This is a genomic window from Knoellia sp. AC549 (assembly GCF_979258975.1).
In genome coordinates this window covers 2,145,142-2,166,348 of the sequence record NZ_OZ409890.1, presented here as the reverse complement: position 1 = coordinate 2,166,348, position 21,207 = coordinate 2,145,142, and the positions used below count along the sequence as shown (strand labels likewise).

Annotated in this window: 20 protein-coding genes and 3 pseudogenes; 9 read left to right on the top strand and 14 right to left on the bottom strand. The window is 71.2% G+C overall.

Annotation, left to right across the window (positions count from 1 at the left end; translation table 11 throughout):
- Positions 1-50: 50 nt before the first annotated feature.
- Complete coding sequence (locus ACZZ98_RS10445) at positions 51-1,514, top strand: PepSY-associated TM helix domain-containing protein (RefSeq protein WP_463516173.1); 1,464 nt, start codon at positions 51-53, stop codon at positions 1,512-1,514.
- 480 nt (positions 1,515-1,994) lie between these two features.
- Here the strand turns inward: ACZZ98_RS10445 and ACZZ98_RS10440 are convergent, their stop codons facing one another.
- Positions 1,995-3,101, bottom strand: a complete 1,107-nt coding sequence (locus ACZZ98_RS10440) for an NAD(P)/FAD-dependent oxidoreductase (RefSeq protein WP_463516172.1) — start codon at positions 3,099-3,101, stop codon at positions 1,995-1,997.
- A 101-nt stretch (positions 3,102-3,202) separates the two neighbouring features.
- On the opposite strand from ACZZ98_RS10440, the gene ACZZ98_RS10435 reads away from it, so the two are divergent.
- Positions 3,203-3,520, top strand: a complete 318-nt coding sequence (locus ACZZ98_RS10435) for an antitoxin (protein ID WP_463516171.1) — start codon at positions 3,203-3,205, stop codon at positions 3,518-3,520.
- A 7-nt stretch (positions 3,521-3,527) separates the two neighbouring features.
- On the opposite strand, the gene ACZZ98_RS10430 is transcribed toward ACZZ98_RS10435, so the two are convergent.
- Positions 3,528-4,643 (bottom strand): DNA polymerase IV, encoded by a 1,116-nt coding sequence (locus ACZZ98_RS10430; protein WP_463516170.1) that lies wholly within the window; start codon positions 4,641-4,643, stop codon positions 3,528-3,530.
- A 69-nt stretch (positions 4,644-4,712) separates the two neighbouring features.
- On the opposite strand from ACZZ98_RS10430, the gene ACZZ98_RS10425 reads away from it, so the two are divergent.
- The 4 genes and pseudogenes from ACZZ98_RS10425 to ACZZ98_RS10410 all read left to right on the top strand — a co-directional run bounded on the left by ACZZ98_RS10425 (position 4,713) and on the right by ACZZ98_RS10410 (position 7,498).
- On the top strand, positions 4,713-5,141 hold the full coding sequence (locus ACZZ98_RS10425) for a MerR family transcriptional regulator (RefSeq protein WP_463516169.1): 429 nt from the start codon (positions 4,713-4,715) through the stop codon (positions 5,139-5,141).
- 41 nt (positions 5,142-5,182) lie between these two features.
- Positions 5,183-6,409, top strand: coding sequence for an L-2-hydroxyglutarate oxidase (gene lhgO / locus ACZZ98_RS10420; protein WP_463516168.1), 1,227 nt, complete (start codon positions 5,183-5,185; stop codon positions 6,407-6,409).
- A 44-nt stretch (positions 6,410-6,453) separates the two neighbouring features.
- Positions 6,454-6,837 (top strand): annotated as a pseudogene (locus tag ACZZ98_RS10415) (SLC13 family permease); the annotation flags it as partial.
- Complete coding sequence (locus ACZZ98_RS10410) at positions 6,764-7,498, top strand: transporter permease (RefSeq protein ID WP_463517825.1); 735 nt, start codon at positions 6,764-6,766, stop codon at positions 7,496-7,498. The pseudogene ACZZ98_RS10415 and the gene ACZZ98_RS10410, both read left to right, overlap by 74 nt.
- A gap of 6 nt (positions 7,499-7,504) precedes the next feature.
- Here the strand turns inward: ACZZ98_RS10410 and ACZZ98_RS10405 are convergent, their stop codons facing one another.
- The 3 genes from ACZZ98_RS10405 to ACZZ98_RS10395 form a co-directional block, all read right to left on the bottom strand.
- Complete coding sequence (locus tag ACZZ98_RS10405; protein WP_463516167.1) at positions 7,505-8,215, bottom strand: L,D-transpeptidase family protein; 711 nt, start codon at positions 8,213-8,215, stop codon at positions 7,505-7,507.
- Positions 8,216-8,365: 150 nt separating this feature from the next.
- Positions 8,366-9,223 (bottom strand): alpha/beta hydrolase family protein, encoded by an 858-nt coding sequence (locus tag ACZZ98_RS10400; protein WP_463516166.1) that lies wholly within the window; start codon positions 9,221-9,223, stop codon positions 8,366-8,368.
- Between the two features lie 49 nt (positions 9,224-9,272).
- The gene (locus ACZZ98_RS10395) at positions 9,273-9,734 is read right to left on the bottom strand and encodes an Lrp/AsnC family transcriptional regulator (protein WP_463516165.1); all 462 of its coding nucleotides are present in this window, start codon (positions 9,732-9,734) and stop codon (positions 9,273-9,275) included.
- A gap of 100 nt (positions 9,735-9,834) precedes the next feature.
- Between ACZZ98_RS10395 and ACZZ98_RS10390 the strand changes: the two genes are divergently transcribed.
- On the top strand, positions 9,835-11,148 hold the full coding sequence (locus tag ACZZ98_RS10390; protein WP_463516164.1) for an ArgE/DapE family deacylase: 1,314 nt from the start codon (positions 9,835-9,837) through the stop codon (positions 11,146-11,148).
- 76 nt (positions 11,149-11,224) lie between these two features.
- Positions 11,225-12,067, top strand: coding sequence for a phytanoyl-CoA dioxygenase family protein (locus ACZZ98_RS10385; protein WP_463516163.1), 843 nt, complete (start codon positions 11,225-11,227; stop codon positions 12,065-12,067).
- 27 nt (positions 12,068-12,094) lie between these two features.
- On the opposite strand, the gene ACZZ98_RS10380 is transcribed toward ACZZ98_RS10385, so the two are convergent.
- Together ACZZ98_RS10380 and ACZZ98_RS10375 are read right to left on the bottom strand one after the other, a co-directional pair.
- Complete coding sequence (locus ACZZ98_RS10380; RefSeq protein ID WP_463516162.1) at positions 12,095-12,745, bottom strand: DUF2231 domain-containing protein; 651 nt, start codon at positions 12,743-12,745, stop codon at positions 12,095-12,097.
- A 4-nt stretch (positions 12,746-12,749) separates the two neighbouring features.
- Positions 12,750-13,247 (bottom strand): hemerythrin domain-containing protein, encoded by a 498-nt coding sequence (locus tag ACZZ98_RS10375; RefSeq protein WP_463516161.1) that lies wholly within the window; start codon positions 13,245-13,247, stop codon positions 12,750-12,752.
- A gap of 85 nt (positions 13,248-13,332) precedes the next feature.
- Here ACZZ98_RS10375 and ACZZ98_RS10370 point away from each other — a divergent pair, with 85 nt between their 5' ends.
- A complete protein-coding gene (locus tag ACZZ98_RS10370; RefSeq protein ID WP_463516160.1) occupies positions 13,333-14,232 on the top strand; it encodes a hypothetical protein in 900 nt (299 codons plus the stop codon).
- 34 nt (positions 14,233-14,266) lie between these two features.
- Here ACZZ98_RS10370 and ACZZ98_RS10365 read toward each other — a convergent pair whose 3' ends face one another.
- The 7 genes and pseudogenes from ACZZ98_RS10365 to ACZZ98_RS10335 all read right to left on the bottom strand — a co-directional run bounded on the left by ACZZ98_RS10365 (position 14,267) and on the right by ACZZ98_RS10335 (position 21,203).
- Positions 14,267-14,518, bottom strand: a complete 252-nt coding sequence (locus tag ACZZ98_RS10365) for a hypothetical protein (protein WP_463516159.1) — start codon at positions 14,516-14,518, stop codon at positions 14,267-14,269.
- 151 nt (positions 14,519-14,669) lie between these two features.
- Positions 14,670-15,122 carry a hypothetical protein gene (locus ACZZ98_RS10360; RefSeq protein WP_463516158.1) on the bottom strand — a complete coding sequence of 151 codons (453 nt, stop codon included), beginning with the start codon at positions 15,120-15,122 and terminating at the stop codon, positions 14,670-14,672.
- A gap of 77 nt (positions 15,123-15,199) precedes the next feature.
- Positions 15,200-15,361: a multicopper oxidase domain-containing protein gene (locus ACZZ98_RS10355; protein WP_463516157.1), complete on the bottom strand. Its 162-nt coding sequence runs from the start codon at positions 15,359-15,361 to the stop codon at positions 15,200-15,202.
- A 103-nt stretch (positions 15,362-15,464) separates the two neighbouring features.
- A pseudogene (locus ACZZ98_RS10350) lies at positions 15,465-16,535 on the bottom strand (multicopper oxidase family protein); the annotation flags it as partial.
- 321 nt (positions 16,536-16,856) lie between these two features.
- Positions 16,857-18,090: pseudogene (locus ACZZ98_RS10345) on the bottom strand (MFS transporter).
- A gap of 160 nt (positions 18,091-18,250) precedes the next feature.
- On the bottom strand, positions 18,251-20,521 hold the full coding sequence (locus ACZZ98_RS10340; protein WP_463516156.1) for an ATP-binding cassette domain-containing protein: 2,271 nt from the start codon (positions 20,519-20,521) through the stop codon (positions 18,251-18,253).
- A 1-nt stretch (position 20,522) separates the two neighbouring features.
- Positions 20,523-21,203, bottom strand: coding sequence for an ECF transporter S component (locus ACZZ98_RS10335; protein WP_463516155.1), 681 nt, complete (start codon positions 21,201-21,203; stop codon positions 20,523-20,525).
- Positions 21,204-21,207 lie beyond the last annotated feature (4 nt).

Sequence of the window (21,207 nt, the reverse complement as noted above, 5' to 3'; positions counted from 1 at the left end):
GCGGCGCACCCGTGCGCCTCCCCCCTGTGCCATGTGAGGAACCCACTGCCATGTCCGTCATCGACGACCCCACCCCACCCAGCCCTGTCGCCCCACCCCGTCCCGCCGCGAAGGCGACGGGATCGACCAGCCCGCGCGGGCGGCATACCGGCTTGTTCAGAGCGTTCTGGCGGTGGCACTTCTATGCCTCCGTCGTGGTCATCCCCGTGCTGCTCGTCCTCGCCATCACCGGGCTGGTCTATCTCTTCCGGTTCCAGATCGAACCCGCGCTCCACGGCGACCTCATGCGGGTCGAGACGAGCGCCGGCCAGGCCGCGCTGCCCTACGAGATCCAACGGGCCAACGTGGCAGCCGCCCACCCGGACGCCACGATCGTCTCGATGACCGAGCCGGGAGCGGCCGACCAGAGCACCCGCTTCACCACCACGACCCCGAGCGACGAGACGCGCGACGTGTTCGTCGATCCCTACACCGCGAAGGTTCTTGGCGACCTCGACCCCGACACGACGCTCAGCGGCCGGGCGATCCGCCTGCACGCCGACCTCATGGCCGGGAGGGTCGGCGACCTCGTCATGGAGCTCGGCGCGTGCTGGGCGCTCGTCATGGCGATCACCGGCTACTACCTGTTCCTCAAGGGGCGTCGAGCCCGCAGGCGTCAACGGGGCAAGGGAGCTCGCTCGGCCACCCTGCGCTCCAACCATGCTCGCATCGGGTCCTTCGTGGGCGTCGGGCTCCTGCTGCTCATCGCCTCGGGGCTGCCGTGGACCGGAGTGTGGGGCGCGCAGGTCCAAAGACTGGTGACGACCGCGGGCACGTCGTTCTGGTCCGACGACCACGGAGCCCTCTCCAACCCGACCTCCACCCTCGACGAGTCGCTCCCCCACAGCCACCACGTCGTGCCCTGGGCGCAGGAGAAGACACCGGTGCCGACCTCACCGAGGCCACCGGAGGCCGGTGGCGAGGTGTCGGTCGCCAACGTCGACACGGCGGTCACCTTGGGAACGCGGGAGGGACTGGAGCGACCGATGACTGTGGCGTTCCCGGCCGACGACGAAGGCGTCTTCTCGGCGATCGGCTACGCCTTCGATGACCCGGCCAAGGAGCGGACCGTCCACGTCGACCAGTACGGCGGCACCATCGCCAGCACCTATGGCTACGACGACTACCCGGGGCTGGCCAAGGTCGTGTCGCAGGGCATCGCCCTCCACGAGGGGCGGCGCTTCGGCCTGCTCAACATGGTGCTCACGACGGTGTTCTGCCTCGCCGTCATCGCGTCGTGCATCACCGGCCCGGTGATGTGGTGGCGTCGCCGTCCGCGTGGCTCGGCTGCCGTGGGCGCTCCGCGAGGGCGTATGCCGCTCGCGACCAGTCCCGCCCTGGCCGCCGGGATCGTGGCGCTCGGGATCTTCCTCCCGGTCATGGGCATCTCCCTGGCGCTCGTGCTGCTCCTCGACCGGCTGGTCCTGTCGCGCCTGCCGGCCACCCGTCGACTCTTCGGGGCAGCCTCGGGTTGACCCCTGCGGCCGCGCTCGCCATGGGCGAGCGCGGCCCCGCGGTGCAAGGATCGCCGGCATGGCCGACTCCACCCTCCCGTTCGCGCCCACCGCCATCACCGTCCCGGTCATGGCCTGCCGCGACGTCGACGAGCTCTCGGAGTTCTATGAGGCGCTGGGGTTCCGCACGACCTATCGCCAGCAGAAGCCCTATGTCTATGTCGCGGTCGAGGGGCGCGGCTTCGGCCTGCACTTCAGCCGCATCCCCGCAGGCGCGGACATCGAGAACGAGGACGTCGGTTGCTGTCTCGTCCTCGTCGACGACGTCGCAGCGATGCACGCCGACCTGTCGGCAGCGATGCGCGACTCCTTCGGCAAGGTGCTCACGAAGGGCCGCCCTCGCATCACGCGCCACCGAGCGGGCGCGTCCCGGTTCACCCTCATCGACCCGTCCGGCAACTCGCTCATCTTCATCCAGCGGGACATCCCCGAGGACGTCGACTACGGCGGCGCAGCGCACCTCACCGGCCTGGCCAAGGCGCTCGACAACGCGCGCGTCCTGCGCGACTTCAAGCTCGACGACAGGGCGGCGCTGCGTGCCGTCAGGAGTGGGCTGAAGCGGCACTCCGAGGGGGCCTCCCCCGCCGATCTCGCCGCGGCCCAGGCGATGCTCGCCGAGCTGACGGTCGAGATCGGCGAGGACCAGGCGCCCTCGCTGCGGGCCATGAGGCCGGCGATGGCGGAGTGCCCTGCCAGCTGGCCGCCCGCCGCCGCCATGACGACCGACGCCATCGGCATGGGGAACGCGGCGAGGTGGGCGAGGTCGCCGCCGGCCGTCACACCGGGCACGCTCGTGCGACCGAACTCGTCGACCCTGACGGCGCCCGACGGGTTGAGCTCGAGGCCGAGCTGCTCCGCGAACGGCGCGGACTGGTGCAGGGTCGGCACGACGAACAGCACGGCCACGTCCTGCGTCGAGCCGTCGTCCAGGCTCACCCGCAACCCGTCACCCAGCCGCTCGATGCCCGTCATCCGTGCCTCGACGATCGGCGCATCCGTGGTCGCGCCCTCGGGCAGCTCCTGACCCTCGGCGAACACGACGAACTCGCCTGCAACGGGGCCCATGAGTGCCGTGTAGTGACCGGCTGCAGCCGCACCGATGATGCCGATGCGCCGGCCCCTGAACTCGAACGCGTGGCAGAACGGGCACTGTGCCGCGAGGTCGCCCCAGACCTCCTGCAGCCCCGGGATGGGCGGCAGCTCGTCGCGGACCCCGGTGGCGAGCACGACGGCATACGCAGAGAGCACGTCGCCACTGGCGAGGGTGAGCCGGAAGGCGTCGCCGTCCCGCTCGACCGTCTCGACGCGCTCCTCGCGCACCGAGACCGTGTCGTATGCCGTGAGCTCCCGGCGTGCGGCCGCGCGGAAGTCCGCGGGTGGGGTGCCGTCGTGGGTGAGCACGTTGTGCATGTGGCTCACCGTGGCGTTGCGGTAGGTGCCGTCGTCGAAGAGGGTGACCTGGCGGCGGACCCGCCCCGCGGTGAGTGCTGCCTGGAGCCCGGCTGGGCCCCCGCCGATGATCGCGATGTCGGTGTGTTGGAGGTTCATGACTCGATCGTGAACCTTCAGGTTGACCTGAAGGCAAGTGGAACCTGCCCACCCGTGCAATCGTTGAGTCCTGAAGATCCCGACTCAAGGAGCGAAGAACCATGGCCGGTCTCAAGAAGTTCGGTGCTCTTGCCGCAGCGGCGAAGGCGGCACAGCGCTATGTCCGGGACAACCCCGACAAGGCGGACCAGTACATCGGCAAGGCAGCGGAGTTCGCCGACAGGCGCACCAAGGGCAAGTACTCGCGCCAGATCAACGGCGCCTCGTCCAAGGCTCGCAGCGCGGCCATCGGCAAGAACCGGACGGTCGGCGGCAACGCCGCTCCGACCCCCGTGAACCCGGAGAACCCGCAGCCCGGCAACCCCGGCAACCCCGGCGCTCCCGGCCCGCAGGACCGCACGCAGCCCGGAGGCTGGTGACCCCGGCCTAGGGTGGCGCTGCCGCCGGGCCACCCCGGCCGGTGGTGCGGGGCTGCTCGTAGCCGCCTTCGGGCGGGACCATCTCGGCACGGACGCCCAGCAGCCGGATCGGTCGCTGGTCATCGAGCCCGCGCAGCAGCTCGACCGCCGTCGCCGCGAGGAGGGCCGGGTCGAACGTCGGCTCGGGCAGCTTGCGGATCCGGGTCGTCGTGAAGAACGGCGCGAACCGGACCTTGAGGTGGACCCGCACACAGGCGCGCTCCTCGCGTCGGATGTCGCCGACGACCTGCTCGGACAGGGACAGGATCGCCGCCTCGATCTCGGCGGGCTCGGTGAGGTTGGTCTGGTAGGTCGTCTCGCGGCCGTGCGCCCTCGCGACCCACGGGGTGTCGTCGATGACGGTCGCCCCGAGGCCGCGGCCGAGCCGGCCGTAGTGCGGCCCCATGCGTGGTCCGAACTCCGCGGTGAGCACCTCGTCGTCGGCGTCGGCGAGCTGCCGGACCGTCGCGTAGCCGTGGGACGCCAGCCGTGCCGCGATGCGGTTGCCGACACCCCAGAGGGCCGTCGTCGGCCGCTCGCCCATGACCTCGAACCAGTTGTCCGCGGTGAGGACGAAGGTGCCCTGGGGCTTGCCGAAGTCCGTCGCGATCTTGGCGCGCACGGTGGTGTCGCCGACGCCGACCGAGCAGTGCAGCTGGGATGCCTCCAGCACCTCGGCCCGGATCGCGTCGGCGTGGGCGACTGCGTGGGCCAGCGCCTGAGCCGGGTCGTCCTCGACCGTCTCGATCCCGACGAACGCCTCGTCCCACCCGAGCACCTGGACGACCGCGCCCTCGTGCGCCCGAAGCGTCTCCATGACCACGGCCGAGGCGGCGTCGTAGGCGGGGCCGTCGACCGGGAGGAACACGGCATCGGGGATCTTGCGCACGGCCGTCCTGAGCGGCATACCCGATCGGACGCCGAAGGCGCGGGCCTCGTAGGACGCCGTCGAGACCACGGCCCGCTCGGTCGGGTCGCCGCGGCCACCGACGACGACGGGCAGGCCGGCGAGCTCCGGGCGGCGCAGGATCTCGACCGCCGCGATGAACTGGTCGAGGTCGACGTGGAGCACCCATCGGGCCATGGCCCCAGTCTGCCGTGCCTCCCCGACAGAGGCGGGCACAAAGACGGGCAGCCCAACGTTGAGGTTCACATGAAGGATGCCGCGGAGGACAACTGGACCATCAGCGACCTCGCCAGCCGCTTCGACCTGCCGACCCACGTCCTGCGTCACTGGGAGTCGCTCGGTCTGCTCGAGCCACGGCGCGACGTGTCGGGCTACCGCCGCTACGGGCAGGACGACCTCGTGCGCATCGCGATCATCCAGCGCAACAAGCTCGCCGGCATGTCGCTCGAGCAGATCCGGGTGCTGCTCGACGCAGGGGCCAAGGACCGGCACGAGGTGCTCGAGGGTCACCTGCGCGACCTGGACGAGCGCCTGCTGGCCCTGGAGCGCTCCCGCGAGATGACGGAGCACGCCCTGCGCTGCCGCGCCCACGACATCACGTCGTGCCCCCGGTTCGTCGCGGCCGTCCAGGACGTCATCGACGGTCGCGCCCGCTTCGAGGTCACGACGTCCTGACCGCTGCCGGAGGGCCCACGCCGATGGGATTGGATGGGCCCATGCGTGACGTCATCGTCGTGGGGGGCGGAATCGTCGGTCTCGCGACGGCATACGAGGTCCTGCGCAGGCGACCGGGGGCGGACGTCCTCGTCGTCGAGAAGGAGACCGAGGTCGCCCGGCACCAGAGCGGGCACAACAGCGGCGTCATCCATGCCGGCGTCTACTACGCCCCCGGCAGTCTCAAGGCCCGCTTCTGTCGTGAGGGCGCGGCTCGGACCCGGGACTACAGCACCGAGATGCGGATCCCGTTCTCCGACACGGGGAAGCACGTCGTGGCCACGACACCCACCGAGGTCCGGCGGCTCGAGGACCTGACCGAGCGGGCCCGCACCAACGGGCTCACCGTCACCCCGCTGACCGGCGCCGCCCTGCGCGAGCGCGAACCCCACGTCACCGGGCTGGCCGCCCTGCACGTGCCTGCCAGCGGGATCACGGACTACGCGGCCGTATGCCGTGCGCTCGCCTCCGACATCTCGGCCGCCGGGGGTGTCGTGCGCACCTCCACCGCGGTCGGAGCGATCAGCGAGTCGGTCACGTCGGTGACGCTGAGCCTCGTCGAGGACGGCTGGCACAGCGTTGAGTCCGCGCGCCAGGTCATCGTCTGTGGTGGGCTCCAGGCCGACCGCCTCGCGGCGATGTCCGGCCTCAACCGCGGCGCCGAGAGTTTCGAGATCGTGCCGTTCCGCGGGGAGTACCACCGCCTCCCGGCCTCCCGCAACGACCTCATCAGCTCGCTCATCTATCCCGTCCCCGACCCGGACCTGCCCTTCCTCGGCGTCCACCTCACGCGCACCATCGACGGCGGCGTGACGGTCGGCCCCAACGCCGTGCTCGGGTTCAGCCGTGAGGGCTACCGCAAGGGGTCCCTGAGCCCCCGCGACACCGCGGCGTTCGTCCGCTTCCCGGGCATGTGGCAGGTCGCCCGGACGCACTGGCGGACCGGTCTCGCCGAGCAGCGCGACTCGTGGCGACGCCAGGGCTACCTCGAGCTCGTCCGTCGCTACTGCCCCGAGCTCACGGTCGAGGACCTGCTCCCGGAACCGGCCGGCATACGCGCCCAGGCGGTGCTGCGCGACGGGACGCTCGTCCACGACTTCCTCATCCCTGCGACGGAACGCACCGTGCACGTGTGCAACGCGCCCTCCCCCGCAGCGACGTCGGCCTTCCCCATCGCCGACCACGTCGTCGACCTCGCGACGTCCGGGCGCGCCGGGTTCGCGGGGTGACCAGCCAGGAGCTCCTCGACCTCGCTGCCCGCGTCGGGCCGGTCATGGTCTTCCTCGTCGCGATGACCGTCGTCGCCGAGGTGGCGGAGATCGCCGGGGTCTTCGACGTCGCGGCGCACTGGACCGCGCACGCCGGGCGGCGCCGGACCTGGCTGCTCTGGCTGCTCGTCGTGGGGCTCGCGGTCGCCTGCACCATCGTCCTCAGCATCGACACGACTGCGGTGCTGCTGACGCCGGTGGTCATCGCCATGGCTCGCCAGCTGGGGATCGCCGCGATGCCCTTCGCCCTGACGACCGTCTGGCTCGCCAACACTGCATCGCTCCTCCTGCCGGTGTCGAACCTGTCCAACCTCATTGCGCTGCACCGGTTCACCCAGCTCGGGCTGGGCACGCACGAGTACGTCGCCCTGGCCTGGCGACCCGCCCTCGCGGCGATCGTCGCCACCGTCGTCGTCCTCTTCGTGCTGCACCGTCGAGAAGCTGCTCACGCGCTACACCCTCGACCCACCGGCCGACCCGCACGACCGTGTCCTGCTGTGGGTCGCCGGAGGGGTCTGCGTCGCACTTGGTCCGGCCTTCGTCAGCGGCGTCACCCCCGCGATCCCCGCCGTCATCGCCGCGGTCGTGCTCGTCGTGACGCTTGGCTGGCGCTGGCGCCCCGGGCTGCGGACGATCCAGGTGCCGTGGCTCATGGTGATCGCCGTCTGTGCGCTCTTCGTCGCCGTCGACGTCGCGATGCGGCACGGCCTCGAACCCCTGCTCGCCGGCCTCGTCGGCACCGGCGACGATGGCAGCCTCTGGCGCGTGGGCGCCGTGGGGGCGGTGAGCGCCAACGTCGTCAACAACCTGCCGGCCTACCTCGCGCTCGAGCCCGTCGCGGACGACTCCCCGGTGCGGCTCATGGCGCTGCTCATCGGTGTCAACGCCGGCTCGATCGTCACCGTCTGGGGATCCCTGGCGACCCTGCTGTGGCGGGACCGGTGCCGTCGCGCCGGAGTGACGATCGACGCGGGTCCGTATGCCGTCCGCAGCCTCGCGTGCGCGGCCGCGGCGGTGTCGGCCGCACTCCTTGCGCTCAACCTGGGGTGACCCAGGTCAGTAGATCCAGACCTTGCGGCCGACGACCGGCCAGCCCTCGGTATACAGCTTGTCCATCGCCGAGGTGCTCACCCGCAGGCAGCCGTGTGAGGCGGGGTAGGCCGGGATGGACGTCGACCCGTGGATGGCCCAGCCGTTCTTGAAGTACGCCGGGCGCCACATGGCGCCGAGCGAGCCGTGCTGCCAGCCGGAGGTGAAGCGCCAGTAGACGGAGAACTGGCCCCTGGGCGTGTAGGCCGTGCGCCACATGCCGCGCGAGTAGTAGCGCTCCCCGCTGCCGGTGCTCGTGTTGAGCGTGTAGCGCAGTCGGCCGCCCTGGACGAGCATGAGCGTGTTCTCGGCGAGGTCGCACTCGATCGTGGTCCCGGACGTGGTGCGCGGGTTGGCTTTGACGCCACGGTCGAGCAGCCCCCAGGTCGTGGGACCGACCACGCCGTCGCGAGAGACGTGACCGACCTTCTGCAGCGCCCAGACCGCCTGCTGGGTGAGGTGACCGAAGGTCCCATCGGCCGTCCCGCACCAGTAGGTCAGCAGGTTGAGCCGGTTCTGCAGCGCCACGACGTGGGCCCCGGTGGAGCCCTTCCGCAGCGTCGGCCGACTGGCCGCGACGGCCGGCGCTGCGCCCATCGCGGTCAGGCCGAAGAACCCGAACCCCGCTGCCGTCGTGAGGGTCGCGCGTCGCGTGACCGGGTTTGCGTTGTCGTCCATCGCGAAGCACCCCTGCTTTCGTCGGCCCCGGTTGGGCCTGTTGCAGATCAAGACGCGGGACTCCCCCGAAAGGTTGCGTCGTCACCGACGAGGAGGCGTCACGTCCGGCTCAGATACATCCGTGCGTATGCCGCGTGGACCGGGGCGAGGTCACGCGACCCGGATCGCCCGGCGCACCCACGCCGTGACCTCGCCGGCGAACGCGCCGGGGTGGCGCGCCCACACGAAGTGGTCGAACGCCGGGCCGTCCTCCCCGACGGGTCGGGTGACGAACCGGTGGTCGACGCGAGAGCCCGTCAGCTTGTCGGCAAGGTTGTCGACGGAGCCCTGCGGCGCGAGCGGGTCGTTGTCGAGGGTGATCGCGAGCACGGGCAGCTCGATCCCCGCGAAGTCCGGCTCCGCGACATCGGCGCCGCGCTCGACTGCCAGGCCACCTCGCCTCGCGAAGCGCGCCCACTCACGCATGAGCTGTCGCGGCTGGCGGCCACCGAACCCGAGGCGGTCGCCCGGCCAGTGGCCACGCAGGGCAGCGACGGCGCCGATGAACTGGGTCTGCGCGAGGAGCGTGCGGCGCCTGTCGTAGCCGCGCCAGTAGGGCGAGCCCGAGCCGATGAGCACCAGTGCCTGCACCGGCGAGTCGTGCGAGGCGAGGTGCACCATCGCGACCTGGCCGCCGAAGGAGTGACCGAGCAGGACGAGCGGCCGGCCCGCATGCCGCTCCCGGGCCAGAGCGACAGTGGCGGCAACGACGTGGTCGGACACTGCGGCATACCCGAAGTCGTTGTTGCGGCTCGCGAGCGGGCGGCTCGTGCCCTGTCCTGGGAAGTCGGCCGCGAGGACGGCCACACCCTCGGCGGCGAGTGCTGCGGCGAAGGGTCCGTAGTAGCCGGCCGCGACCCCCAGCGCCGGCAGCAGGATGACGACCGGATCGTCCGCGCCTCCGGCGTCGACACCGACGACCGAGGTGTGCCCGCCCCCGGGCAGCTCCAGGTCAGTGACGTCATCCACGCGAGAACCGTATGCCGTGCGCGCCAGCCTCGTCCGGTGAGGTGGTCGGTCAGAAGGCGGTCGCGCTCCGGGTGACCAGGTGTGAGAGCACGATGTTGGTCTCGGTCTTGCGGACGCTGGGGATGGCGCGCAGTGCCTGGACAGCGGCCTCGAGCCGGTCGGTGTCAGCGGCCACGAGCCGCACGATCGTGTCCGCGTCCCCGGTGACCGTGACGGCCTCGACGATCTCGGCGATGGGGCCGAGCGCACGGCGCAGGCGGTCCACACCCAGGACACCGTCCGTGTGCAGCTCGACGAGCGCCTCGATCGGGCGACCCAGGCGCTTCTGGTCGATGAGGACCGTGAACCCGGTGACCACCCCGGCCCTGCGCAACCGGTCGACCCGGCGCTTCACCGCCGCCGTCGACAGGCCCACCTCCAGCCCGATGGAGGCGAAGCTGCGTCGCCCGTCCGCGGAGAGCGAGCCGAGGATGAGGTCGTCGGTCCTGTCGGGACGGAAGTCGGGAGTCACACAACGATCGTTCACCAACTTGCGTGATGACGCAACGATGTGCGTCCAGCCGCAACGATTCGGGCGCGACGTTGCGCTGGGCGCCGCCTAGCGTGAAGCCATGACCTCCCTTGATGCTCTTGCGTTCCAGCGCGTCGACCTCACTGACGTCGAACGCCGAGCCCTGGACACGATCGACCCCGACGAGATCCGGTCCGAACTGATGACGCTGATCGGCATCCCCAGTGTCGGAGGCTCGGACGCGGAGTGCGAGATCCAGCACGTCCTCGCCCGCCGCCTCGACGAGTGCGGGCTCGAGGTCGACCTGTGGCAGGCCGACCTCGACACTCTCCGGTCGGACCCGGCCTTCCCGGGCGAGGAGGTCGAGCGATCGGAGGCGTGGGGACTCGTCGCCACCACCGGCCCGGGCGTGCCGGCGCTCGTCCTCCAAGGGCACGTCGATGTCGTCCCGTCAGGAGACCTCGACCGGTGGCGCGGCGACCCCTACGTCGCGCGGGTCGCCGGCACCCGGGTGCAGGGCCGCGGTGCGTGCGACATGAAGGCTGGGGTGGTGGCCAACCTGGCGGCGGTCCGGGCGGTGCAGCGGGTCGGGCTGCCCGGGTCCCGACCGGTCGGGCTCCACTTCGCGGTCGGCGAGGAGGACGGCGGGCTCGGCGCGTTCGCGACCCTGCGTCGGGGGCACGTCGCCAACGCGTGCATCATCACCGAACCCACGTCGGGGGGCATCGTGACCGCGGCCGGCGGAGCCCTGACGTTCGAGATCCGGGTCGGCGGTGTGGCGAGCCACGGCAGCACGGCCTACGCCGGACGCAGCGCCCTGCACCACTTCGTCCCGTTCCTCACGGCGCTCGAGGACCTCGAGCGCCGGCGCAACGAGAGCGTCGACCCACTCATGGCGGGGCTCCCGGTGGCGTACCCCATCTCCATCGGACGGGTTCGGTGCGGCGACTGGGCCAGCTCCGTGCCCGACCTGCTCGTGGCCGAAGGGCGCCTGGGCGTCGCCCTCGACGAGGACCCCGCTGAGGCGAGAGCAGCGCTGGAGGAGGCGATCAGGGTCACGGCTCGCGGCAACGCCTGGTTGCGTCATCACCCACCGACGGTGAGCTGGACGGGTGGGCAGTACGCCAGCGGACGGCTCGTCGATGGCGCCCCACTGCTCGGTCTCCTCGGGGGCTCCCTGGATGCCGTCGGTGCCACCACGTCCCGCCAGCCTCGTGGCGTCCCCTACGGCAGCGACCTCCGGCTCTACTCCGCTGCGGGCGTCCCCACCCTGCACTACGGGCCGGGCGACGCCCAGGTGGCGCACTCCCCGCGCGAGGAGGTCGACCTGCGCGAGGTGGTGCAGGTCGCGCAGACCCTCACGGTCGCGCTGCTGCGGGCCGCTGCAGGGGCGGACGGCCCGGTTGCCTCTTGACGGTCTCTGAGCGCTGGGAGAACCTTTCGGGGTGCGGGCAACGCAGCTCGCCGAAGGGAAGAGAGTGGTGCACCGCATGACGTCCACTGCCCCGCGCAGGCTCGCCTCCGCCTCGCCCCAGGATCTCGAGCAGCTGGCGCGTGAGGGGATCGTCGCGCGACGAGGCGCCTTCGACGTCGCGTGGGTGGACCGCCTCCACCGTGACGTCCTTGCCGCGTTCGAGGAGGCCCGTCAGCGCGAGGGTGGAGCCATCGGGCGGGGACCGCAACGGTGGTACGTCGAGGTCCACCCCGAGCAGCTCGACGGCTTCGTCGAGCTGGTCACGCACCCGTGGGTGACCGGGATCTGCGAGTCCGTCCTCGGGCCGGACTACGAGATCGTCGAGATCGGGTTCGACATCCCGTTCCCCGGGTCCGCCGACCAGCCGTGGCACCGCGACTTCCCCTCACCGCCCCAGACGCACGAGCAGCGTCGCCTGACCTCCCTGGCGTTCAACATCAGCACCGTCGACACCACGGCCGACATGGGCCCGTTCCAGATCGCCCCCGGCACCCAGTACGAAGCCGGCCTGGACTGGCCGCACCAGATGTTCCCGCCCCGGTCCGAGTGGCCGCGCTACCAGGAGCTGTCGCAGCTGCGCATGCCTCAGCGGGGCGACATCTCGGCGCGCTCGGCACTGACGCTGCATCGAGGAACGGCCAACCACAGCGAGCTCGCCAGGCCCGTGGTGGTGCTGGGAGTCGATGCGCCCGGCGCGGGGCACGCCGAGCTGCACGACCTCATGGTGACGCAACCCTTCTGGGACAGCCTCCCCGAGGAGGCGCGCCGGCACCTCGACGCGCGCGTCGTGGAGACGTTGGAGCCGATCGTCCAGAAGCACGACATCGAGGGTCTCGTCATGGGCGTGACGGACGGCTGACGGACGGCTGACCGGGCGAGAGCCTCGTCAGATCGCGAAGTCCGCACCACCAGCGGATTGCGGCTCGCTCGTGGAGCCAGCCGCGTCCTCGACCTGGTCCATCTCGTATGCCGGGTCGCGACTGCCGATCTTGCGTGCGGTGGTGAGGTGGCCCCCGAGGTAGCCCGAGGCCCCGGCGACCGCTGCTCCGGCCAGCGCCGTGGCGACGCCGAGGCCGTGGCGGCGACGCCCGCGTGCCACCCACGAGGTGAGGTAGAGGGTGGTGGCCACGACATTGAGTGCGCCGTGGAGCGCGCCGACGCGCTGCGCCTCACGCCCCGTGCGTGACCACTCCGCCAGGCCCGTGAGGGCGGTGGGGCCGACGGCAGCCAGACCGACACCGACCAGTCGGCGGCTCGCTCCACGGTCCTGCGGACGGCCTGCGAGGTCGAGGATCGAGGCCGCCGTCCAGCACCCGAGCGGCACGTCGGTCAGCAGCGGATGCAGGGCATGTCCGATGACTCCGGAGCGGAGCAGCTCGCTGCCTGACCATTGATCCAGGGGCTTGGCGGCCACGGCATAGACGGCGCGGAGGCGATCGAGGGCCGGGTTCTGCTCGAGACGCTGGGTGGCAGCGACGAGGGCAGGCGTGGTCGGGAGGGCGCCCGCTGTGGTCACGGCGTCGGCAACAGGATCCATGACGTCAGGCCAGCACTGCGTCGACGGTCTTCTTCAGCGCACTCGGCTGCTCCGGGCGGCGAGGTGCTCCCTCCTTCGCCTCGGCGAGCTCGGCGCCGATCTCACGGAGCTGGGTGCGGGACAGACCCTCGCGCACCTTGGGGAACCAGTCCGACTCCTCCTCCTCGATGTGGTGCGTGACGTTCTCGATGAGCACCGTCGTCTTGGCCTCGAAGCGCTCGTCCTCGGGGGACATCGTCGTGAGCTCCATCACGAGCAGGTCCGCGACGTGGTGCTCCTCGTAGGACTCGAGCACGTCGTCCTCCAGCTCGGGGAGGAGCTCGCGCACCCTCGGGTACATCACTTCGTTCTCGATGTAGGTGTGCACCGTGAGCAGCTCGATGATCTGCTCCACGAGCTTGCCCTTGCGGGCATCGGTCGTCGTGGACTTCTGGAACTCGCGGAACAGCGCCCGGACCTCCTTGTGGTCTGCCTTCAACATGACGATCGCGTCCTGCGACATGGGTCTCCTCGAAGCACTCGTAGGCCGGCTCTGTTGAGCCGGCCATCACGCTTGGCGTACCCCGTGGTGCGGCCACCGAAACGTCTTGTCGCGGGATCGGCGTGGTCCATCTGCCGACGTTTCGCTGCGGTTCTCGATCGCGTCGTCGAAAACTGTCTCCGAACGGGAGGAACCTTCCTGGCTCTGGGCCAGTCTGAACCTCGTGATCCCATGTCAACACGTCCCCAGTGCGCTGGCCGTCGCCCTTGTGCTTTCCATCGTCGGGTGCGGCTCGGAAGGCGGTGAGGTCTCATCGCAGAGCTCTTCACCGTCGACGGCTGCGATGGACGTGGCTCGAGTCAGCTGTGGCAGTGAAGGGGCGGGGTGGCCCATCTCCGACATGGACGGCGGGATCGACAGCCGACACGACCTGCACGAGCTCACGGCTGCACTGGAAGCGTTCGTGGATGAACCCCGAATGATGGCCCCCGCCGCCCTTCGGGTCTCACCCATCGAGGACGCACCGTGGTTCGTCCTGGCTGAGTCCGACCGCTCCGTGACCCTTGCAACCGGCCAGTGGAACGCGAACGGGCCGGTCAAGGACGGTGGGCTCCTGACCTTCGACAGGACGGGCGCAGGGTGGACACCTGCCGGCTATCAGGACTGCCGCGCAAGCAGCCTTCGGCCGGAACTCGCTCCAGGCCTCTCGTGGGTGGAGATCAGCACCTCGGGCGACCTCGACCGCGCATCCACCCAACCCGTGCTCTATCTGTCTGAGCTCCGGTGCAGCAGTGCCAGGGATCCACGCCCCTTCCTGCGGGAGCCGGCCATCGTGGAGACCGACGACCGCGTGACCATCACGTGGACGAGCCAGGCCTCCGCCGGCGGAACCTGCGACGGTCGCCAGCCGGTGCCGCAACGAGTCGAACTGAACAAGCCCTTGGGCGATCGGGTCCTGCTCGATGGCTCCCATTGGCCGGCTCGTCCCATCGCTGGCGACGGCTGACCCGGACGATCGCTCCGCGACAACGGCGGGACGTTCAGCTGGTGTCCGTCCGACCAGTGACGGCTCCTGGCGTGCGCCTGTGCACGAACAGGCACACGGCAAGAACGGGGATGCCGGCCTGTGGCAGCAAAAAGAGAAGCACGAACCACCACACGGGCTTGATCCCGATCCAGGGCCGCATCAAGCCACCGGACACGTGCCGGGCGTAGAGGGTGACCGCGACCGCCAGGGTCAGGAAGATCGGCACGCTGACCCAGTTGATCCACAGCCCGACATCCACGTCCACGTGAGGAGGCTACAGAGACCTCCGCAACCCGCAGCCGCGCGTCGTCCGCGGCGCTGTGACGCACTCCAGCCATCCACCTGTTCGCGACTGGCCCACAGTCAGGGGACGCAGCGAGCGAAGCGGCGTGCCACGTCCCAGGCGTGTGAGGGCTTCAGGAGGGGAAGTCCGGCCCGGCATCCAGACGGAGCTGGAGCAGGACATCCAGAGCCACCGAGTCACCGTCGCGGCCACCGGCCCCGACCTGGAGCGGGGCGTCGCTGGGCTCGACGTGGACGCCGGCCAGCCGTCCGCGCAGGCTGGGCGGCACGACAAGGACGTACCAGCGGCCGTCCGTGCCAACGGCAGCACGGCGGTCCCGTCGCACGTACCAGCCGACGACGTCCGTTCGGAGGGTCCCCTTGCCGCTGTAGGGGAATGCCCGCAGCCGGGAGGGTTCGACGCCGGCCGACCGCATGGCCTCGGCGAAGGCCGCCACCATCGGGGCCGTCCGTCGCGCCTCGGCCTCCGCCGCCCGGGCTGCGGCCGCGTAGTGGTACTCCGCGTTCTCCCGCGCCTCGCGGCGACGGACGGCGACCGGGTCTGGGGGCTCACGTTCCGGGCTCATCGGCCGATTCTCTCAGCGGATGGGGCCAGCTGTCGGCGCGAGTCTCGGCAGTGAGCGGGCGAAGCGTCGATCGCTGGTCAGTCGGCGTGATCTCCGTGGATGTCGCTGGCCTTCGACTTGGCGGCGTGGTCGATGTGCTCAGGCACCTGGATCGTTCCCACCGGCTCGCCCGGACGCGCGACCACGAACTGCCCCATGAGGCCTTGGTCCTCGTGCCGCAACAGGTGGCAGTGGAACATGTAGGGGCTCTCGACATCGGCGAAGTCGGTGAAGCGCATCCGCAAGCTCGACGCTCTCGTTCGGCGCGATGAGGATGGTGTCCTTCCACCCGGCAAGGACCGCTGGAGGTGGGCCGCCGGCATACCGGATGACCTGGAACTGGACGTCGTGGATGTGGAAGTTGTGCACCTGGCCGTCGGAGTTGGTGACGTCCCAGACCTCGGTGGTGTCGAGGCGGGAGACGACGTCGACGCGCTCCAGGTCCATCTTGCCGAAGTTCGTGTTGCTGCCGCCGAGGCTGATCTGGCGCGTGGCTCCGACCGTGTCGTCGGCGAGGTCGGGAGCGGGGGCGAGGGTTGCCGGGACGGCAGGGCTGGGGCGCAGGGTGCCGGCACCTCGCAGCTCGAGGATGTCGAGCCGGTCCTTGTCGCCGGTGAAGCGGTTGCTCTCGATGAAGGGTGGGGTGCTGCGCAGGACCGTCCGGTCACCGGCTCGCACATCGACCACGATCTCGGCACGCTCACCCGGCGAGAGGAGCAGTTCCCTCGTCTCCACGGGCGCCGGGAGGAGGCCACCGTCGGTGGCGACGACGGCATACGCGCGGTTGTCGTCGAAGTGGAAGCGGTAGACACGCGCGTTCGACCCGTTGAGGACGCGCAGGCGCACCCGCTCGGTCGTGACGTCGAGGAACGGGCCCGGGGTGCCGTTGACGAGGACCGTGTCGCCGAGGATGCCAGCGGACTGGAAGAGCCCGTGCGTGTCGTCCAGCTCGCTGCCGTCGAAAGCCTTGTCCTGCACCAGGACCGGGATGTCGTCGACTCCGTAGGTGCGGGGCAGAGCGACCTCACGCTCGTCGTCGACGATGAACATTCCTGCCAGGCCGCGGTAGACGTGCTTGGCGGTCTCCCCGTGCGGGTGGGGGTGGTACCAGAGGGTGGCGGCCGGCTGGTCGACCTGCCAGTGGGGCGACCACCGCGATCCGGGCGCGATCGGCTGGTGCGGGCCGCCGTCCATCGCCGCCGGCAGGTGCATGCCGTGCCAGTGAACGGTGGACGTCTCGTCGAGCCGGTTGGCGACGTTGACCCTGACCTGCTCGCCCCGGGTCGCGCGCAGTGTCGGCCCGAGGAACGAGCCGTTGAAACCCCACGTCGGGGTGGGCGCGCCGCGACCCAGGTCGGCCTCCCCCGCCTGCATCGAGAGGTCGAAGGTGCGCACGCCCTGAGCGTCGACGGTCGACGCGGCCAGAGGAGGGATCGCGAGCGGACGGTCGAAGTCGACCTCACCGATGGTGTCGACGCTCGCCTGAGCGAACGACCAGGCGATGTATGCCGCGAAGCTTCCCGACGGCGAGGACGACGACGGTGACGAGGGCGGCGACGAGCTTGAGGGCGGTGCGCATGACTCCACCGTCGCGGCTGCTTCGGGCCACGGACACGGGTTTCGGGGTGTCCTCAGGGACGCGGTCGGGGGCTGCTCAGGGCCAACCCCCACTGCCGGCCGATCTTAGGGCTGGGTTCAGCGTGCGGGCGACGCCGCGGCCTCGACGGCCTCGCGCGGCAGGGTCTCGCGGGCCCGCGCCCACGGGATCGTCGCCAGCAGGCTCAGCAGTCCGGTCACGCCGAAGGCCAGCGCGAAGCTGCCGGAGTCAACCAGTGCCCCGGCGAGGATCGGGCCGATGATCGCGCCCGCATCTGCGGACATCTGGAACGCCGCGAGCGCAGGCCCACCGTTGCGGTCACGACCGACGACGTCGGCCATGCTCGCCTGCTGCGCCGGGTTGAGCGCGCCCGATCCGAGGCCGGCGATGATCGAGAAGGCGACGAGGACGGGGAAGGTCGTGGCGAAGCCCGTGGCGATGGTCGCGACCCCCGCCACCGCGAGGCCACCGATGATGAACGGGCGCCGACCGATGGTGTCGCTGAGCCGCCCGGCGACGTTCATGCCCACCGCGTTGCCACCGGCATAGATCGCAAGGACGGCACCGGCGAGCCAGGGCTCCTTGCCGATGTTGGCGGCGACGAAGAGCGGGATGATCGCGTTGCGCACCCCGAAGTTGGCCCAGCCGTTGGCGAACCCGGACACGAGCCCGGCGCGATAGGCGCTGTCCTGCCAGCCCTCTCGCGCCGTCATGACCGCAAGCACAGGTGCGTCGGGAGCGGGACGCAGCGCGTGCCCACTGATGAAGATCGCGACGAGAGCCGCAGCGACGACCAGGGCCGCGGCATACGCCAGGAAGGGCACCCGCAGGCCGAAACCACCGAGAGCGCCACCGACGGCGGGGCCACCGATGCCGCCGATGAGGAACGCCGAGCCGTAGGCCGACGAGACGCGGCCACGGATGGCCGGCGGTGCCAGTCGGACGATCAGGGCGGTCGCGGAGATGGTGAACATCACCGAGCCGATGCCACCGAGGCCGCGGAAGACGAGAAGCTGCCAGTCAGCTCTGCGCGAACGCCGTCGCGGCGGTCGAGGCTGCGACGATGAGCAGGCCTGCGAGATAGATCGGGCGCTCGCCGAGACGGACGATGAGGCTGCCACCGGCAGGTGCGAAGACGAGCCGGAAGAACGCGAAGACGCTGACCACGACCGCGCTGGCCGTGGCCCCCACGCCGAAGCTCTGGGCGAACTGCGGCAGCACCGGAGTGATGAGGCCGAAGCCGAGGGCGATGACGAAGGCAGAGGCCACGAGGACCCAGATCTCGCGCGGGATGCGGGCACGCTCGACCGGCGCGGGAGTGGGGGTGGTCATGAGGGTGTCAAGTATGCCGCCCGCCCCCGACATTCCCGGACCGCCTCGTCTCGGGCCCCGGCCGTGCCTTTCTCACCCAATTCCCCCGATTCTCACGGACACGCCGGGTGAGTTTCGGGGGAATTGGGTGAGAAGCCCACGAGCGTCGAGGCGGCTGGAGTCAGCGCGCGAGTAGAGCGGCGGCGATCGGGACCAGCGCGCCGAGGACGACGAGGGTGTCGGCGAGGCGCCACGGGGCGGTCGCGAACCACGTCCGCCTCGAGGCCGACGCGAAGCCCCGCGCGTCCATCGCCACCGCGAGGTCGGCCGCCATCCGCAGGGTGCGCACGAGCAACCCGAAGGTCACGGTCGCGAGGTCGCGCACCATCGCCACCGGTCGACGGGTGTCCAGCCCCAGCCCGCGCACCCGCCGGGCCAGCGAGATCTCCGACCAGACGGCGCCGAACGTGTGGACCCGCTGCAGCGCGGCGGCGAGGGCGACGACGGGCCGGGCCGGCATCCGCAGCCGTTGGGCGAGGTGGTCACCGAGCCGGTCCGGGTCGACGAGCGGCAGGAGCACCGCTGACGGCAGCACGATGATGAGCACGCGCAACGCCGCGGTGAACGCCGTCGTCGTGTCGTGCCCGCCGAGGAGCCACGTCGACCAGCCGACGGAGAGCCCACCCAGCACGCCGGGCAGGAGCCGCAACACCACTCGCCGCAGCCGGCCCGTCGGACGAGCACCAGCACCGGGGGCCGACAACGCCGCGCAGGCCAGCACCACCTGGACGGCGAGCACGAGGAGCGATGTGTGCCAGTGACCGGGGATGATGCCGGCGGGGATCGCGAGGAGTGCGCCGAGCATCAGGGCCAGCGGGCCAGCACGGCCGGCGAGCACCCGCCTGGGCTCGGGGGGCGGGGGCCCCTTGGGCGGCGGTGTCAGCTCGACGACGTGGTCCGAGCGCTCGATGAGCGCGGCGTCGTGGGTCGAGACGAGCACCGCACCCCCGCCTGCCCGATAGGCGTCGAGGAGCCCGACGACCGCGGCCCACGTGTGCCGGTCCTGACCGACGGTGGATTCGTCAGCCAGCAGCAGCGGCGGTTGGTGCAGGATCGCGGAGGCGATGGCGAGCCGGCGCTGCTCGCCGCCGGAAAGCTCGCGCGGGTCGGCGCCCGCCAGGTGACTCAGACCGAGGGTGGTGAGCAGCGCGTGGGCCTCGACGACCCGCTCGGCCGACTCCTCACCCAGCGCGTGGCTCGCGACGAGCACCTCGTCGAGGACGGTGCGGCCGATGATCGTCGAGCTCGACCACTGCGGGACCCAGCCGACGTGGGCGGCGAGCTCGCGGGTCGAGAGCTCGGACACCGGCGCACCGGCCGCGTCGATGGAACCCTCGGCAGGCTTCAGTGCCCCCGCGAAGCCCAGCAGCACGGTCGACTTCCCCGAGCCGCTCGGTCCGACGAGTGCGGTGGCCGTGCCGGCGGTCGGCTCCAGGTCGCGGTCCAGCCGAGCAGCCGTGTGCGTGCGGGTCGAGCCGTCGAGAAGCCGGGTGGTGCGGTCGATGCTCAGTGGTGTCGCGGCGACCTCCTGCGTCCGGCGGCTCGACGGCCTTGCCACCACGGCGCCGGACGCAAGGGGGGCTGGCGGCGGAGCGCCCGGAACCCAGATGCCCATGTCGAGCAGCCGTTGCCGCTCGCTGAGGAGCACGTCCCCCACGGGCCCGTCTGCGACGAGCACCCCGTCACCGTCGAGGACGAGCATGCGGTCGACGAGCTCGACCCAGGGTCCGAGGACGTGCTCGACCACGACCGTCGTGATCGGGTATGCCGCCAGCGCACCTTCCACACTCGCCCTCACCTGGGCGGCGTGGCCGGGATCGAGCATGGCCGTGGGTTCGTCGAGGAGCAGGACGCTCGGCGCAAGAGCCAACGCGCCGGCCAGCGCCAGGCGCTGCGTCTCCCCGCCCGACAGAGCCCCGGTCGGGGTGTCGAGGGGCATCGACAGCCCCACCGCGGCCACAGCGGCAGTGATGGCGGGCGGCATGTCGGCACGCGGCATACCCACGTTCTCGAGACCGAAGGCGACGTCGCGCCCGACCGAGGAGGCGACCACCCCGGCACCCGGCTCCTGGAGGACGAGCCCGATCTCGCCGGCGCGCGCCCCGGGTGCGTGACCGTCGATGGCGACGGAACCCGACAGCTCGCCGGCGTCAGCGGTCTCGAGCAGCCCGGCGACAGCCCGCAGCAACGTCGACTTGCCCGAACCGCTGGGCCCGACGAGGAGCACGCGCTCCCCTGGGGCCAGTGAGAACGAGACGTCTCGCAGCACCGGTTCGCGCCGACCGAACGGGCGCCACGTCACCCCCTCGAGGGTGATGTGGCCGCCCCTGACGCGGGCAGTGCCGTCGACGGTGCCGGCCCCTCCACGGGCACCGGCGCCAGGCTGGTCCACGTCAGACAGCGCGGTTCTCGCGGTGCTCCTGGCCGGGTGGGAACGCGTTGAGCGCCCCCGCCGCCGCCAGGGCCCGGGTGAGCAACCACCCACCGACGCCGGCGACCACCGCACCGGAGAGAGCGAGGACCGCGGCGTAGGAGACCTTCCACGCGAGGGACCAGTCCTGGATCCAGGTGAAGGACTCGTAGAAGGCAGCGAACGGGCCGGCCATCGCTCCCGCGAGCATGGCGGCGGCAATGCCGAACGCGCGATAGCCGAGGAGGGCGAAGACGAGCTCCGTGCCGAGCCCCTGGACGATGCCTGACACGAGCGTGGTCGCGCCCCACTCAGTGCCGGGGACCATCGAGACGAGCGCCGCGGTGACCTCGCAGAAGAGCGCGGCTCCGGGTCGCCGCACGACGAGGCCGCCGACGACCCCGGCAAGGAACCAGGGCCCGGCGAAGAGGCCACCCAAGGGTGCGAACCCGAAGGTGATGGCGCTCAGGGGGCCGTTGTAGAACACGCCCCAACCCCAGAACGCGATGCCGAGGGCGGCGCCCAGGAAGGCGATCGTGAGGATGTCGACGGTCCGCCACCCGAGGAGGGGACGGGTCGCGAGGATGCTCCGGGCGCGCAGGAAGCCGCCCGAGGTGGTGCCCGAGGAGTCGGTCGTCGCCGGCTCCGTGGTGTGTGTAGCCATGAAA

Bases quoted from the DNA above. Each gene is read 5' to 3' on its own strand.
- ACZZ98_RS10355 (WP_463516157.1), bottom strand. From the start codon at position 15,361: ATGTTCCACTGCCACCTGTTGCGGCACGAGGACCAAGGCCTCATGGGG.
- ACZZ98_RS10430 (WP_463516170.1), bottom strand. From the start codon at position 4,643: ATGGCCCGATGGGTGCTCCACGTCGACCTCGACCAGTTCATCGCGGCG.
- ACZZ98_RS10435 (WP_463516171.1), top strand. From the start codon at position 3,203: ATGGCCGGTCTCAAGAAGTTCGGTGCTCTTGCCGCAGCGGCGAAGGCG.
- ACZZ98_RS10390 (WP_463516164.1), top strand. From the start codon at position 9,835: ATGACCTCCCTTGATGCTCTTGCGTTCCAGCGCGTCGACCTCACTGAC.
- ACZZ98_RS10440 (WP_463516172.1), bottom strand. From the start codon at position 3,101: ATGAACCTCCAACACACCGACATCGCGATCATCGGCGGGGGCCCAGCC.
- ACZZ98_RS10360 (WP_463516158.1), bottom strand. From the start codon at position 15,122: ATGAGCCCGGAACGTGAGCCCCCAGACCCGGTCGCCGTCCGTCGCCGC.
- ACZZ98_RS10405 (WP_463516167.1), bottom strand. From the start codon at position 8,215: ATGGACGACAACGCAAACCCGGTCACGCGACGCGCGACCCTCACGACG.
- ACZZ98_RS10385 (WP_463516163.1), top strand. From the start codon at position 11,225: ATGACGTCCACTGCCCCGCGCAGGCTCGCCTCCGCCTCGCCCCAGGAT.
- ACZZ98_RS10335 (WP_463516155.1), bottom strand. From the start codon at position 21,203: ATGGCTACACACACCACGGAGCCGGCGACGACCGACTCCTCGGGCACC.
- ACZZ98_RS10445 (WP_463516173.1), top strand. From the start codon at position 51: ATGTCCGTCATCGACGACCCCACCCCACCCAGCCCTGTCGCCCCACCC.
- ACZZ98_RS10380 (WP_463516162.1), bottom strand. From the start codon at position 12,745: ATGGATCCTGTTGCCGACGCCGTGACCACAGCGGGCGCCCTCCCGACC.
- ACZZ98_RS10425 (WP_463516169.1), top strand. From the start codon at position 4,713: ATGAAGGATGCCGCGGAGGACAACTGGACCATCAGCGACCTCGCCAGC.
- lhgO (WP_463516168.1), top strand. From the start codon at position 5,183: ATGCGTGACGTCATCGTCGTGGGGGGCGGAATCGTCGGTCTCGCGACG.
- ACZZ98_RS10375 (WP_463516161.1), bottom strand. From the start codon at position 13,247: ATGTCGCAGGACGCGATCGTCATGTTGAAGGCAGACCACAAGGAGGTC.